Consider the following 13,738-nt stretch of genomic DNA (forward strand, 5'->3'; position numbering starts at 1 on the left):
AAACAGGATAGCCTGAAGACATCATTCTGGGCGTCCAACACCGAGCGTGGGCACGATTTCTATGGAGGCCGCTGGGCAGCCGAGAACATCAAGGCGACCGATGACGGATTAGAGCTTCAGGTTCAGCATGAACCAACGCCCGAATCTCCCTTCTCGATGGCCGAGTTCCGATCACGAAAAGAGTATGGATACGGTCGATACGAAGCCGTAATGCAAATTGGCAAAGGATCCGGGCTGGTCTCAGCCTTCTTCATGTATACGGGCCCCTACGCCAACACGCCGCATGACGAAATCGATATCGAATTCCTTGGAAAGGACACCACCAAGATCGAATTCAATTACTGGCGCAGCGGCCAGAAGGGTGCACATGCCGTTTTCGATCTTCCATTTGATGCATCAGAAGCGCCGCATCTGTACGCGTTCGAGTGGACACCTGATCAGATCACCTGGTTTGTTGATGGTGAACCATTTTACTCGACCAAACCCGGCGATACAAAAATACCGACGCACGCTGGCCGCATGTATTTCAGCCACTGGACCGGTGTGCCCGCGATGGCGCAATGGCACGGGAAGCCCAAATTTGCGTCAGGCGAGGCAACGAAAGTGAGTTGCGCATCTTTCACGCCGCTTGGCGAAGATGCGCCCTCCTGTGCTGACACGTTCGATCCGAATCAGATTGGCGAACGGCTAACCTATGCCGGGCTTATTGCGCATCCTTGAGGATCTGTTCGCGCGCAACCGGCAGCAATTCTGCCATTTGCTCCCGAATACGGGCGTCGGTGCGGTCGATACCGGCCGCGTCGAAGTCGGCCCGTACCTTGCGGAACACATCATCATCGCCCGGCTCTTCCAAGTCGGACAACACAACAGTTTTCGCATACGCTTCAGCGTCTGATCCCGTAAGACCCATGAGGTCTGCCGCCCAGAAGCCAAGAAGCTTGTTTCGGCGGGCCATGACCTTGAACTGGGTTTCCTGATCCAAAGCGTAACGGGCTTCCTCTGCGCGCTCGCGATCGTCAAATGTGCTCATCTGAAATGGCCTTTCTGAACGGTGGTCTGTGAGTCGTGCATATAGGCGCTCAGATGAGGTGTGCGCAATAATTGTTTCTTTGAGCAGATTGGCGTAACAGGTTCGCTTTCCGGGGGCGGCTGAAAACGATTCCAGTTACAGCTACCCGGCATTCAGCAGGAGGCCCGGCCGCATGAGCAAGAAGCGCATAATCTATGAGGGCAAGGCAAAGATCCTCTATGAGGGTCCAGAGCCAGGCACGCTCATCCAGTATTTCAAGGATGATGCGACGGCCTTCAACGCCCAGAAGCGTGCGGTTCTGGACGGCAAGGGCGTTCTGAACAATCGCATCAGCGAGTTCATGATGACCCGCCTTTCCGCGGTCGGTATTCCGACGCACTTCATCCGCCGACTCAATATGCGCGAGCAATTGGTGAAGAAAGTGGACATCATCCCGCTGGAAGTCGTCGTGCGGAATGTCGCCGCTGGTACGTTGTCCAAGCGTCTCGGCATCGAAGAAGGCCAGGTCCTGCCCCGTCCAATGGTTGAGTTCTACCTCAAGGACGATGCACTCGGCGATCCGCTTGTCACTGAAGAACACATCGCCGCATTTGGTTGGGCGACGGCACAGGAATATGAAGATCTCATTTCGCTCTCGCTGCGCGTGAATGACTTCATGTCCGGCCTGTTCGCGGCGGTAGGCATTCGTCTTGTCGATTTCAAACTGGAATTCGGCCGCTACTATGAGGGCGACAACGAAATTCCACGCATTCTGCTCGCCGATGAAATCAGCCCCGACAGCTGTCGGCTTTGGGACTTCGAAACCGGCGACAAGTTGGACAAGGACCGGTTCCGCCGCGACCTTGGCGGTGTCACGGAGGCATATGCGGAAGTCGCCAGACGTCTCGGCATTCTGAAAGAGTCAGGCGAAACGGACAATGTCGTCAGCTTTAATGGCGGCAAATAGCAATCTGCTGGTTTACACGGCCATATAGGAATTTCGGTTTATGCCATCGTCTGCTCAAACCAAGTCAACAGCTTCGGCTACTCGTAACTCGAAGCTTGTGCCTGTGATCTCTACCGCAATCGTCCTTATCGCTCTCGCTACAGCGGTAAGCTTGTTCCAATAGGCACTAAATCGGGGTAAGTGGGCTCGACTCGGACTTCCTCAGGAGACCTTCGCATGAAAGCCATCGTTCACGTCGCACTGAAGAATGGTGTTCTGGACCCGCAAGGCAAGGCTGTCGCGGATACACTTGCGCGCATGGGTTACAAGGAAGTCGAAGCTGCACGGATAGGCAAAGTCATTGAACTGGACCTGGAAGACGGCCTGTCATCTGATGCTGCAGAAGCGCGGGTGAAAGAAATGTGCGAAAAGCTCCTCGCAAACACGGTAATTGAGAGCTACCGCGTCGAATTCGCCTAGCCAATCCAGCCCCCACCACATTGATATCACTGCGATAACATCCTTTCGACCACTGCAGAATAGCGATGTGAGCAAGTATTCACTTGCATTGCATGCTGCGCGATACTAAATTGCCCTTCACAAATATGGAGGGCCAGATGGCGAAAGCGTCAAGCACCGAGCAAGCGAAAACCAAGCCACGCGCACGCAATGCCCGGCCAAAGATCGAACGCGCCGCGCTCAAGCTGTTCATCCATGAAGGCATCGACGCCGCCACCACGCGTGAAATCGCAGAAAAGGCCGGAGTGTCGGAGGGCGCGCTTTATCGGCACTACAAAGGCAAGGACGAGCTCGCGCTCTCCCTATTTATGGAGACACATAACCGCCTTGGCGCGATGATGGCAGAGGCGCTGACTGGCGACGGGTCGCTCGAAGAAAAGGTACATGCGGCGGTAAAGGCGTACTGCGAACTTGCCGATGAAGACTTCCTGCTCTTCTCGTTTCACCTCGTGTCACTCAACCGCTTCCTGCCCTACGACAAACGCCGCGANGACGACCCGGTGTCGATCACCGAAAAGATCATCGCCGGTCTGATGAGCGAAGGGCATATCCCAAAAGGCGATCCCGCCCTCAAAGCTGCGATGGCACTCGGCGTCGTCATGCAATCTGGTCAGAACAAGATTTACAATCGCCTTCCAGGCCCATTCTCACAACATGCCGACGCCATNTCCCGCGCGGTCATGTGCGTGCTGAAATCGTAGGCTATTNTCAAGANGGAGTGGGACACATGCGCGGCATTGTTTTTACGCTCGTCTATTATCTGCTGTCCGTTTTTTACGTGTTGGCATCGCTACCGTTTCTGATTCTGCCAGGGCATACGCCCGTACGCGCCATCATCAGAAGCTATACGCGCGCGATGAATCTGAATTTGCGATTTGTCGCCGGGATTCGCAAAGAAGTGCGCGGGCGGGAAAATCTGCCAGACGGCCCGTTTGTGATNGCAGCCAANCACCAGAGCTGGGGGGATGGCTTCCTGATTTATCCCGAANTCAGAAATCTGGCCTTCGTGACAGGCGACCATCTTGAGAAATTCCCGCTCGTTGGTGGCATATTGCGGAAACTTGGCGCGATCGTCATCGACACATGTGGCGGCGGAGACCGCAAGGCCGCCTCTCTCAAGGAAGGTATGCAGCGCGCAAAGCAGGAAGGACGCCGCGTCCTGATCTATCCAGAAGGCCATCTTGCGCCTGTCGGGTACCATTTCCGCTACAAGGCCGGCGTNTGGCANATGGCCCAGGCGATGAATGTTCCAGTAATTCCGGTTGCGNCCAATATTGGCCTGTTCTGGCGCCAACAGGAACGTCACAAAACGCCTGGCACGGCAGTGATCGAGTTCCTGCCGCCGATCAATCCAGATATGCCGAAGCAGGAATTTCTGGCCAAGCTGACCGATGTAGTGGAAAGTCAAACTTCCAAGCTGGTCGCCGAAGCGACCGGGACTCCGGAAGCTGACAGTGTTTTAGTTCCTGACCCTCCCAAAGGAATGGAAGCCAGGCCCGGAGGAGATGATATCGCGGCCTTCGGAGGCCCCTAACGAAGACTCGAAGTAGTTCACCCTCAACAACTCTTATAAGCCGGTGCATACATATGCACGATCAAGACACTAGTCTAACGCACACCGCCAACGGTCAAGNTTCTCCCCATACCGCATCGCNGCGTATGCCGGACTTGTTGATGGGACAGCTAAAGCGGGCAACTCCGGAACGAGTGGCTGAACATATTTGCCATAGCTTCTCGCCGCCGTTCCGCCATTCAGCAGAACGCGTGAGATGCNCGGAAACATCTCGAAGAATTTCGCGAAATCNTTCGGAACCTCGTCNCGAATGTTTGAATCGAGACTGCCTTCCCGGCGACAGAGTTTNAGCACATCCCAAACTGCAACGCCGTGATTGATGAGAATGGAGCGCCGCGCCTCGTATGACAAACTTGGCTGCGCTCCAAACACATCGCCCATGATAGGCCAGAACGCGTTGCGAGAATGGGCATAATACTGCCCAGCTTCCAAAGAGGCGATGCCGGGCATACTTCCGAGAATCAGAATCTTCGCGCCCGGTCCGGCAAGGGGCTGAAAACTCTGGATGTATCGCGTGTTGCNCACCACCAAATCAGGCGGTCGCGGGGACAATCGTTACGCTTTCGCCGCAGCCGCAGGCGTCGGTCTGATTTGGATTCCTGAAGACGAACTTCTCGTGCAGTGGGGTNACTTCATAGTCCACCTCACTGCCCANCAAGAACAGCACCGCNTTGGCATCGATCACGATGGTTACGCCGTTGTCCTCGACGACTTCGTCTAGAGGCTCGGGCGCTTCGGCATAGTCCATGACATATTCCATGCCCGCACAGCCGCCATTCTTCACGCCGACCCGAAGGTATCCGGCGCCTTTTTCTTCCATGATCTCCTTAACGCGCTCTGCCGCAGCGTCAGAAAGTTTCACGGGTTTGGGTCTGGGTCGTCTGGCCATGGCAATTACATAGGAACGAATACGTTCCGCTTCAATTAAAGCATGTTCAATGCAAGGCGGGCTTCGTCCGACATGCGCGANGGGTCCCAAGGCGGATCAAAAGTGAGGCGCACCTCAACATCCTTGACGCCGTCGACGGTTCGCGCAGCCGTTTCCACCCACCCCGGCATGTCGCCGGCTACAGGGCATCCTGGCGCTGTCAAAGTCATATCGATGTCGACCTTGTAGTCATCATCGATATCTACTTTGTAAATCAGTCCCAATTCGTAGATATCTACAGGAATTTCCGGGTCGAACACGGTCTTGAACGCGGCGATCAGATCATCAGTGAGACGGTTGAGCTCAGCCTGAGGGATGTTTGCCCCCGGCTCAGCGCCTGACACATCGACCATGTCGTGAGATGTCATATCATCTGCCATGCGTCACCTATACCAGCATTTCGCGCGCCTTGGCGAGCGCTTCAATGAACACGTCAACCTCTGCAGGCGTATTGTAAACAGCGAAACTTGCACGCGCAGTTGCGCTAACGCCAAGGTGCTCCATCAGCGGTTGTGCACAATGATGTCCGGCCCGGATCGCAATGCCGTACCGGTCGAGGATCTGCGCGAGATCGTGTGGATGCGCCCCTTGCAGGCTGAACGACAGGACAGCTCCCTTGCCCGGTGCCTCGCCATGAATGGTCAATCCATTGACGCCTCGAATGCCCTCATAAGCACGGTCATACAAGGCGTTCTCGTGCGCGATCACGTCGTCATGATTGAACGCAGTCATCCAATCCAGTGCAGCTCCGAGACCAATCGCTTCAAGTATTGGCGGTGTGCCAGCTTCGAACTTGTGCGGCGCAGTATTGTAGGTCACGCGGTCGCGACTCACGATTTCGATCATCTCACCGCCCCCCTGATAAGGGCGTGCGCGATCCAGCGCTTCGTCAGTTCCGTACAACACGCCGATGCCAGTTGGGCCGTAAAGTTTNTGACCCGTCATCACGTACCAGTCGCACCCNAGCGCCTGAACGTCGACTTTCATGTGAACCGCCGCCTGGCTGCCATCAGCCAGAACTTCCGCACCGACATCATGCGCCAACCGGCAGATCTCGGCCATATCGGTTACGGAGCCCAACACATTGCTCATATGCGTGATGGCAACCATACGGGTCTTGGGCCCGATAGCTTGCGCGTACTCATCCATGTCCAGAGAGCCGTCGGCATTCAGGCCCACCCACTTNAGCACNGCNCCATGACGCTCCCTNAGAAAGTGCCACGGAACAATGTTCGAATGGTGCTCCATGATCGACAACACGATTTCATCGCCCGGCTGAATNCGTCCGGCCAGCGCNGAAGCAACGAGGTTGATACCCTCTGTCGATCCCTTGGTGAAAACAACATTTTCCGTAGCCGGCGCATTCAGAAACGCACGGGCTTTTTCCCGCGCAGCCTCGTACGCCTCTGTCGTTTCATTCGACAAGGTATGGATGCCGCGGTGGACATTCGCATAAGCCGTACGCGACTGATTTGCTATGCGATCAATGACAGCATTCGGCTTTTGGGCGCTGGCAGCATTGTCGAAATACACCAGCGGCTTGCCGTTCACCTCACGCGACAGGATTGGAAACTCTGCGCGGATAGCCTCGAGATCAAATGCCCTGCTCATGCTGCACCCAGCCAGGCCTCAGCCTCGCCCCGCAGCAACTCCTCCAACTCGCCAGCTTCTTCCAGGGCTTCAGCCACAAATGCCTGAGTCAAAAGTGCACGCGCAGTTTTTTCCGGAATACCTCGCTGGCGCATGTAGAAGAGCTGATTGTCATCCAGGGCGCCGCAGGTATTGCCGTGCGCACACTCAACATCATCCGCGTAAATCTCTAGTTCAGGCTTTGCNAAAACGACGGCGCCATCTTCCAGAAGCAACGCCTTGTGCTGCATATCCGCATCNGTGTATTGCCCTGCCGTACGCGGCACNAAGAACTTGCCCTGGAAAACGCCTGTACCTCCGTCCAGAACTGCTCCTTTGGTCAATTGACGTGTCACGCATGAATTCGCGCCGTGGCGCACATGCGTCGTGATATCCGTATGGAGACCTTTTCCCACAAGGTACGCGGCGTTCAGTGTTACGCTTGCGCTTGGCTCCTGGTGGGTGACCCGCGTTTCAAGTCTCGCCAGCTTTGCGCCAAACGAAAGCGTGGTCTGTGTATATTGCGCTTCAGCGTCAAGATGCACCAAGGCCGTGGATGCCACCGCCTCTTCGCGAGAGCCTCGTTGATATATGGTCCGCACCGCAGAGGCATTCTTCTGCAAGCCAAACTCGATCACAGACGCTTCAAGCCCTGCTCCGCCCAGATGACTTTCAGAAACTGTTACAGCCATCCCCGGACGCACGACGATCACAATGCGTGCAAAACTTGCTTCGCCTGCGCCGCTGAACTGGAAGTGCAGACGTGGCAGGTCTGAAGAAGTGACCTCAAGAAGCACTGTCGCCGGTCGCGATTTTNCGCCTGCAAGTGACGCAGCCAACGCGCCCATCGGCACGTCTTCGGCGGCACCCAGCGCTTGCGCCTCGCCCTTCTCGAACACGCTCAATCCGTTCGGCAAATCTGCCGGTGCCTCGAAACCAGTTGGCGTGAACTTGAACACAAGCGCGCCGTCATACGGAATCGGATCTTCCACGGATGCAGTCGACGGGCGATCCAACGTCGTCAATGCGGCCTTGAAGTCAGTCCACTTCCACGCTTCCATCCTGCGGTTCGGCAAACCAGATTGCGCGAAAGCACCAAACAGGCGTTCGCGACGCACATCTTCAGGCTGCATGCCGTAGCGCGCAACNAGCTCNAGCTCCGCCGCATTCGGATTGGCAATCAGATCCCGCAGGGCTGTGGTCACGCCACCTCCCCGAGGATGCCTTCATATCCTTCTTTNTCAAGTCGTAGCGCCAGCTCCGGGCCGCCAGTCGCCACAATCCGGCCCTTCGAAAGAACATGAACCTTGTCCGGCTTAATGTGGTCCAGCAAGCGCTGATAGTGGGTGATCACAAGCATGCCACGATCCGGCGAGCGCATGGCATTCACACCGTCAGAAACTGTCTTCAACGCGTCGATGTCCAGACCGGAGTCAGTCTCGTCCAGAATCAGGAAGTTCGGCTCCAGCATCATCATCTGGTAGATTTCGAGGCGCTTTTTCTCGCCGCCGGAAAACCCGACATTGAGCGCGCGCTTCAGCATTTCGGCATCCAATTTGAGAGCCTTACCCACTTCACGCGACTTCTTGATAAAATCCGGTGCGGAAATCTCGTCCTCGCCGCGCGTCTTGCGCTGGGCATTCATCGCGGCGCGAACGAATGTCATCACCGGCACACCGGGAATCTCGACTGGGTACTGGAATGACAGAAATAGCCCTTTGGCGGCGCGCTCTTCCGGATCCATGTCCAGGATATCGTCGCCATTCAACGTCGCTGAACCGCCAGTAACCTCATAGCCGTCCCGGCCAGTCAGCACATAAGACAACGTCGACTTGCCAGCGCCGTTCGGCCCCATGATCGCGTGGACCTCGCCTTTCGGCACCTCAAGGGTCAGACCATTGATGATGGTCTTCGCATCGTCTTCGTCGCCGACAGTGGCGGTCAGGTTCTCAATCTTCAACATGGTGCGCATGTAAGCCCGCTGGATCGTTGGGAAAAGCCCCGGATGCAGGAAATGGCGCGCAGAACCTCCTGAAACAGGTCAGAAAGGTGAAATCTCATCATTTGCCGCACCTGNTGGCGACTTACGCGTCTCTCTGCGACAGCATATCGGATTCGCGCACGGATAGCCGTTCAGTCCACAAGGTCAGCGAGTGACACCGGCCATCAGCGTCCAACTCAACTTTGAGAATGCCGTTCGCGCGGTACGGTTCATCTAACGCTACGATGGTGCCGCCCATTGTCCAGTGCGCCCAACCTTCGGCGATTTTTTCNATTTCGAAAACGCTATCCGCCGTGCGAGCCCAAATATCAGCGAAGTAGGTTGAAATGACCTCCGCGCCTTTCGCGGGAGCATTGAACGGCGTCTCGAAAAATTCTGCAGTCTCGCCAAACAGGGATTTCAGCAACGNAACGTCGCCGCCGTCGTGGGCTCTGGCATAAGCGTCGAGCCAAGCGTCAAAGGCGTCAGCACTAGCCAACGCTGCCCTCCAAACTGACTTTGAGGAGGCTTTGCGCCTCAACTGCAAACTCCATCGGCAGTTCCTGCAGCACTTCACGCACGAAACCGTTCACAAGAAGGGCCACGGCCTCTTCCTCTCCGATGCCACGCTGACGAACGTAGAACATCTGATCGTCCGACAGTTTGGTGGTCGTCGCCTCATGTTCGAGCTGCGCATCGGCCCGGCGGTTCTCCACATAGGGCACGGTGTGCGCACCGCAGCGATCGCCGATCAGCAAACTGTCGCACTGGGTGAAATTGCGCGCCTTGTCGGCCTTGCGATTGATTGAGACGAGGCCGCGATAGGTGTTGTTCGACTTGCCTGCCGAAATGCCTTTGGAGATGATCCGGCTGCGTGTGCGCTTGCCCAGATGGATCATCTTCGTACCGGTATCGGCCTGCTGGCGGCCATTGGTGACAGCGATGGAGTAGAACTCGCCGACACTGTCATCACCNCGCAGGATGCAGCTTGGATATTTCCAGGTCACGGCCGAGCCGGTTTCCACCTGCGTCCAGCTTATCTTGGAGCGGTCACCACGGCAGTCGCCGCGCTTGGTCACGAAATTGTAAATGCCGCCCTTGCCGTTTTCATCGCCCGGCCACCAGTTCTGGACGGTAGAATACTTGATCTCGGCATCTTCCAGCGCGACCAGTTCGACCACGGCNGCGTGAAGCTGGTTCTCGTCGCGCATAGGCGCGGTACAGCCTTCGAGGTAGGAAACATAAGCGNCTTCATCACACACGATGAGCGTGCGCTCGAACTGGCCTGTATTCTCGGCATTCATCCGAAAATAGGTGGACAATTCCATCGGGCAGCGCACGCCCTTGGGCACATAAACGAACGTCCCGTCAGAGAAGACCGCGCTGTTCAGCGTCGCAAAGAAATTATCGGATTGAGGCACCACGGTGCCGAGGTATTTCTTCACCAGCTCCGGATACTCGTGCACGGCTTCGGAGATTGACATGAAGATCACGCCGGCCTTTTCGAGCTCNTTGCGGAAGGTCGTCGCAACGGAAACNGAGTCGAACACCGCATCCACGGCGACTCGTGGGGTCTCTCGCGCAGCAGCGGCGCTCTCGGCCGCGCCCTCAACACCGAGCAACACCTCNGCTTCGCGGAGCGGAATGCCGAGCTTCTCGTAAGTTTCCAGAATTTCCTTCGGAACGTCGTCGATGGACTCGTACTTCGCGCCGGTCTTGGGCGCGGCGTAGTAATAGTAGTCTTGGTAGTCGATGGTTGGATAATCGACCATCGCCCAAGTTGGCTCTTCCATAGTCAGCCAGCGCTTATAAGCCGCCAAGCGCCATTCGAGCAGCCATTCCGGCTCTTCCTTCTTGGCCGAAATGAAACGGATGGTATCTTCGGACAGCCCCTTCGGCGCCATGTCCATTTCAATGTCCGTGACGAAGCCTGCGGAATAGTTTTCGGACTCGAGCGCCTTCGCGGCCTCGACCGTTTCCTGGTCGATGCTGTCCTTCACCTTTACGTCGGTGCAGTCATCATCGTGATCGTCGATGCCGCCACAGCAATCCATCAAGCCGTTTCCTTCAATACCGTGCGCCGGGCTGCGTCGAGCCAGGCGGCTGCCACGCCGATAAAGTCTTCCGGCGTGCTGTTCCATCCAAAGCTGGTGCGGATTGCGGATTCCGCAAGGGCGTCAGATGCGCCCATCGCCAGCAATACGAGCGACCGCTTCACCTTGCCAGACGAACATGCAGACCCGGCTGAAATNCANACACCCGCCAGATCCATCGCCATGACNTGCGTTTCCGCCGCAAAGCCCGGCTTGGCAAAGTTTGACGTCCCGGCCAGCCGCTCGGCGGTCTTGCCCATGATCGTCACGCCTGCTTCGCGTTCCAATTGCGCTTCCATATCATTTCGATACGAAGACAACATAGCATATTTTGGCAGATCCTTCACGGAGGNTTCGATCGCAGCGCCAAAGCCCGCCTGCGCGGCGACATTCTCNGTGCCAGATCGCAGCCCACGCTCTTGTCCACCGCCATGCATGACAGCCTTCAACGGAGCGCCAGCCCGGTGCCATAAGGCTCCGGCGCCCTGCGGGCCGCCAATCTTGTGCGCCGACAGGCTGAGATAATCGACGCCGAGCAGGCCGACATTGACTGGAATCTTGCCAAGCCCCTGCACCGCATCACAAATCGTCAGGCCGCCCGCCTCACGTACGATACGCGCCGCGTCGGCCACGGGCTGGATCACGCCGGTCTCATTATTGGCCAGCATCAGGCACAGCACCGGCGTGCCATACTTCTCGTGGTCCCAGTCTGCAACCTGATCCGACAAGTGGTCGAGATCCACCGCGCCATTNGGCGTTACATACGCTGTTTGAACTCGCGCCCCCGAATGCGCTGCCGCTTTTGTNATNGCCTCNTGCTCAATGGCAGAGACGAGGAAAGTGCAGTTTCCGTTCAGGGCCGCAACGACGCCGTGAATCGCCAGATTGTCCGCCTCGGTTCCGCCACCGGTCAGGACAATGTCTTCGGCCCGACTGCCAATAGCGCCGCCAATCGCCGTGCGCGCACGCTCCAGCACGCCCCGGGCAGCACGTCCGGATGCGTGCACAGAAGACGGATTGGTCGCGCCCATGTCCCANACATCCACCATTGCCTTGCGCGCTTCCGGCCTTAGCGGTGAGGTTGCATTGTAATCGGCATAGATCATGGTGGTGATATACAGACTTCCAAGCGTTTTTGCAGGTGCAGAAAAATTTGCTTTTTACAGCTCAAATGGCTTATGACCGCGCCCTTTCCCCGTGACCAGCGAGTATGACATGGCAGAACTGATTATTCCGGGCCCTCAGGGCCGTATCGAAGCCCGTTACACAGAGCCACCGGTTCCCGGCGCGCCGATTGCGCTTATCTTGCACCCGCACCCCAAGGCGGGCGGCACAATGCAGGATCCGATCTCTATCCTGCTGTACCAGATGTTCGAACGTCATGGGTTCGGCGTGCTGCGCTACAATTCACGAGGCGTTGGACGCAGCCAGGGTCAGTACGATCAAGGCATCGGTGAACTNGAAGACGCCGCTTTCGTGCTCGACTATGTCGAAAATCTCGCNGAAAGCCCGCGTTATGTCTGGTGTGCNGGNTANAGCTTCGGNGCGTGGATCACGCTTCAGCTNCTGATGCGCCGCCCGGAGATTGACGGCTTCCTTGCNATCTCNCCGCCNGCGAACCACTACGATCTGTCATTCCTGGCACCCTGCCCGGCNTCNGGNCTGATNGTGTCCGGCGACTCAGATTCNATCTCNTCCCCTGAGGATGTCGAACGCGCGCTGACCAAGGTNCGCGTCCAGAAGGGCGAACAAATTGACCGCGCCACAGTCAAAGGCGCCAACCACTTCTATCAAGACAAGCGCGATGAGCTGNTCGGCCTTTGCGAAGATTACCTGCTGCAGCGCCTGTCCGACGCGGAAGAAAAGCTGCGCCTGGAAGCCGAGGAAGACTAGGCCAACAATTTCCCGCCTCCCATGGGGGCGGGAACGCCTGTTGTTGATGGCCAACTGATCGGCAAGCTACGCGCTGTCCTTGCCGCCAGAAAGGCAAATGCCTCCGCCTCGATTGAATCGCCTCGCCACCCGACCGATTCAGCAGCCAGCACGTCGCAATTTGTCGCCCCGGCCAAAGCCTCCATCAGCACCGGATTGTGTCGGCCACCTCCACAAACAATCATGCGCGCCGGATATTCCGGCAGCAACGCAAGTGCCCGCGCCACCGCTCGCGCGGTAAATGCCGTCAGCGTCGCCGCGCCATCCTCTACTGACAACCCGCGCACCATGCTCGCGTTGAAATCATAACGGTCGAGAGATTTTGGCGGCGCCTGATCAAACCAGTCATGATCAAGCAATTGCACGAGCAGCCCCTCATGCGCCCGTCCGGCCGCCGCGAGGCGACCGCCGACATCATGAGTGCCGCGTGCATGTCCTTCCACCCACTCATCAATCGGCCCATTTGCGGGGCCTGTGTCGAAGGCCACTAAGGCACCATCGCTCATACGCGCGGTGATGTTTGCGACGCCCCCCAAATTAAGGACGCAGGCCGCCTCATCGCCAAGGCGATCAAGCAGTGCGACGTGATAGGCGGGTGCCAAAGGAGCGCCTTGTCCGCCCGCCGCGACGTCGTCCGAGCGGAAGTCAAAAGCGAGCGGAACGCCCAGAGCCGACTGCATTGCCGGCGCATCAATGAGTTGCAGCGTCGCGCCATTTCCCCCCGCCATTGGCGCGCGGTGCAGCAAAGTCTGGCCGTGCACACCGGCCAATTCAGGTTTCGGGCCGCTCCAAGCGGACAGAAGCTGATCCCAGGCTGCCCTATGAGTTGAGGTGATGACCTGACAAGCCGCTTCAAAGGCTTCCCCAGGCTTTACTCCGTTCCAGTTCCAGGCGCGCGCAGCATCTGTAGCGCGCTGCAAGGTCAAGCGCTCTTCGTTTGTGTATTTCCGCTCAGCCGTTCCGCCAAAATCAAGAACTTGCTCGCCATCCGTCAGGATCAGCGCCGCATCCACAGCGTCCAGCGACGTGCCGGACATGAAGCCGGCCATCCATTGAGGCTCAGAATTTTCACTGATGGAGTTCAAGAGTTCAGCTTTCCATGTTACGCGCGGGCGCTTCACGGAGACA

The 13,738-nt window shown here is 57.3% G+C and carries 17 protein-coding genes; 6 read left to right on the forward strand and 11 right to left on the reverse strand.

Features of this window, described 5'->3' with window-relative positions:
• A partial coding sequence (locus tag CBB91_RS12240) for a family 16 glycosylhydrolase (RefSeq protein ID WP_273014237.1) occupies positions 1–720 on the forward strand: 720 nt, incomplete at its 5' end.
• On the opposite strand, the gene CBB91_RS12245 is transcribed toward CBB91_RS12240, so the two are convergent.
• Entirely contained in the window at positions 704–1,030 is a 327-nt protein-coding gene (locus CBB91_RS12245) for a DUF1476 domain-containing protein (RefSeq protein WP_035553625.1), read from the reverse strand. The genes CBB91_RS12240 and CBB91_RS12245 overlap by 17 nt on opposite strands.
• 172 nt (positions 1,031–1,202) lie before the next feature.
• Between CBB91_RS12245 and purC the strand changes: the two genes are divergently transcribed.
• The 4 genes from purC to CBB91_RS12265 all read left to right on the forward strand — a co-directional run bounded on the left by purC (position 1,203) and on the right by CBB91_RS12265 (position 4,008).
• Positions 1,203–1,976 (forward strand): phosphoribosylaminoimidazolesuccinocarboxamide synthase, encoded by a 774-nt coding sequence (gene purC / locus CBB91_RS12250; protein ID WP_035553628.1) that lies wholly within the window; start codon positions 1,203–1,205, stop codon positions 1,974–1,976.
• A 216-nt stretch (positions 1,977–2,192) separates the two neighbouring features.
• The gene (gene purS, locus CBB91_RS12255) at positions 2,193–2,435 is read left to right on the forward strand and encodes a phosphoribosylformylglycinamidine synthase subunit PurS (protein WP_035553630.1); all 243 of its coding nucleotides are present in this window, start codon (positions 2,193–2,195) and stop codon (positions 2,433–2,435) included.
• A 137-nt stretch (positions 2,436–2,572) separates the two neighbouring features.
• The gene (locus CBB91_RS12260) at positions 2,573–3,175 is read left to right on the forward strand and encodes a TetR/AcrR family transcriptional regulator (RefSeq protein ID WP_273014238.1); all 603 of its coding nucleotides are present in this window, start codon (positions 2,573–2,575) and stop codon (positions 3,173–3,175) included.
• Between the two features lie 26 nt (positions 3,176–3,201).
• Positions 3,202–4,008: a 1-acyl-sn-glycerol-3-phosphate acyltransferase gene (locus CBB91_RS12265; protein ID WP_273014239.1), complete on the forward strand. Its 807-nt coding sequence runs from the start codon at positions 3,202–3,204 to the stop codon at positions 4,006–4,008.
• A 69-nt stretch (positions 4,009–4,077) separates the two neighbouring features.
• Here the strand turns inward: CBB91_RS12265 and CBB91_RS12270 are convergent, their stop codons facing one another.
• From CBB91_RS12270 to CBB91_RS12310, 9 genes are all read right to left on the reverse strand, one after another.
• Positions 4,078–4,575: a DNA-deoxyinosine glycosylase gene (locus CBB91_RS12270; RefSeq protein ID WP_345906865.1), complete on the reverse strand. Its 498-nt coding sequence runs from the start codon at positions 4,573–4,575 to the stop codon at positions 4,078–4,080.
• Between the two features lie 4 nt (positions 4,576–4,579).
• Positions 4,580–4,936: an iron-sulfur cluster assembly accessory protein gene (locus CBB91_RS12275; protein ID WP_288145322.1), complete on the reverse strand. Its 357-nt coding sequence runs from the start codon at positions 4,934–4,936 to the stop codon at positions 4,580–4,582.
• A gap of 35 nt (positions 4,937–4,971) precedes the next feature.
• On the reverse strand, positions 4,972–5,355 hold the full coding sequence (locus CBB91_RS12280; protein WP_035553638.1) for an SUF system Fe-S cluster assembly protein: 384 nt from the start codon (positions 5,353–5,355) through the stop codon (positions 4,972–4,974).
• 7 nt (positions 5,356–5,362) lie between these two features.
• Entirely contained in the window at positions 5,363–6,586 is a 1,224-nt protein-coding gene (locus CBB91_RS12285; RefSeq protein ID WP_273014242.1) for a cysteine desulfurase, read from the reverse strand.
• Positions 6,583–7,809, reverse strand: coding sequence for a SufD family Fe-S cluster assembly protein (locus CBB91_RS12290; RefSeq protein ID WP_273014243.1), 1,227 nt, complete (start codon positions 7,807–7,809; stop codon positions 6,583–6,585). Before CBB91_RS12290 ends, CBB91_RS12285 begins: the two co-directional genes overlap by 4 nt.
• Positions 7,806–8,567 (reverse strand): ABC transporter ATP-binding protein, encoded by a 762-nt coding sequence (gene sufC / locus CBB91_RS12295; protein ID WP_345906866.1) that lies wholly within the window; start codon positions 8,565–8,567, stop codon positions 7,806–7,808. The genes CBB91_RS12290 and sufC overlap by 4 nt, the downstream gene beginning before the upstream one ends.
• 121 nt (positions 8,568–8,688) lie before the next feature.
• Positions 8,689–9,084, reverse strand: coding sequence for a nuclear transport factor 2 family protein (locus tag CBB91_RS12300; RefSeq protein ID WP_345906867.1), 396 nt, complete (start codon positions 9,082–9,084; stop codon positions 8,689–8,691).
• On the reverse strand, positions 9,077–10,639 hold the full coding sequence (sufB, locus tag CBB91_RS12305) for a Fe-S cluster assembly protein SufB (RefSeq protein ID WP_273014245.1): 1,563 nt from the start codon (positions 10,637–10,639) through the stop codon (positions 9,077–9,079). The genes CBB91_RS12300 and sufB overlap by 8 nt, the downstream gene beginning before the upstream one ends.
• Positions 10,639–11,784 carry a cysteine desulfurase family protein gene (locus CBB91_RS12310; RefSeq protein WP_273014246.1) on the reverse strand — a complete coding sequence of 382 codons (1,146 nt, stop codon included), beginning with the start codon at positions 11,782–11,784 and terminating at the stop codon, positions 10,639–10,641. Before CBB91_RS12310 ends, sufB begins: the two co-directional genes overlap by 1 nt.
• 109 nt (positions 11,785–11,893) lie before the next feature.
• Between CBB91_RS12310 and CBB91_RS12315 the strand changes: the two genes are divergently transcribed.
• Complete coding sequence (locus CBB91_RS12315) at positions 11,894–12,571, forward strand: alpha/beta hydrolase (RefSeq protein WP_273014247.1); 678 nt, start codon at positions 11,894–11,896, stop codon at positions 12,569–12,571.
• Here CBB91_RS12315 and CBB91_RS12320 read toward each other — a convergent pair.
• Positions 12,568–13,659: an anhydro-N-acetylmuramic acid kinase gene (locus CBB91_RS12320; protein ID WP_288145325.1), complete on the reverse strand. Its 1,092-nt coding sequence runs from the start codon at positions 13,657–13,659 to the stop codon at positions 12,568–12,570. The genes CBB91_RS12315 and CBB91_RS12320 overlap by 4 nt on opposite strands.
• Between the last annotated feature and the right edge of the window lie 79 nt (positions 13,660–13,738).

This window comes from Hyphomonas sp. TMED31, assembly GCF_002172815.1.
Classification (GTDB): domain Bacteria; phylum Pseudomonadota; class Alphaproteobacteria; order Caulobacterales; family Hyphomonadaceae; genus Hyphomonas; species Hyphomonas atlantica.

Coding starts and splice junctions, on each gene's coding strand:
- CBB91_RS12245 (WP_035553625.1), bottom strand. CDS start 1,030: ATGAGCACATTTGACGATCGCGAGCGCGCAGAGGAAGCCCGTTACGCT.
- purC (WP_035553628.1), top strand. CDS start 1,203: ATGAGCAAGAAGCGCATAATCTATGAGGGCAAGGCAAAGATCCTCTAT.
- purS (WP_035553630.1), top strand. CDS start 2,193: ATGAAAGCCATCGTTCACGTCGCACTGAAGAATGGTGTTCTGGACCCG.
- CBB91_RS12320 (WP_288145325.1), bottom strand. CDS start 13,659: ATGGCCGGCTTCATGTCCGGCACGTCGCTGGACGCTGTGGATGCGGCG.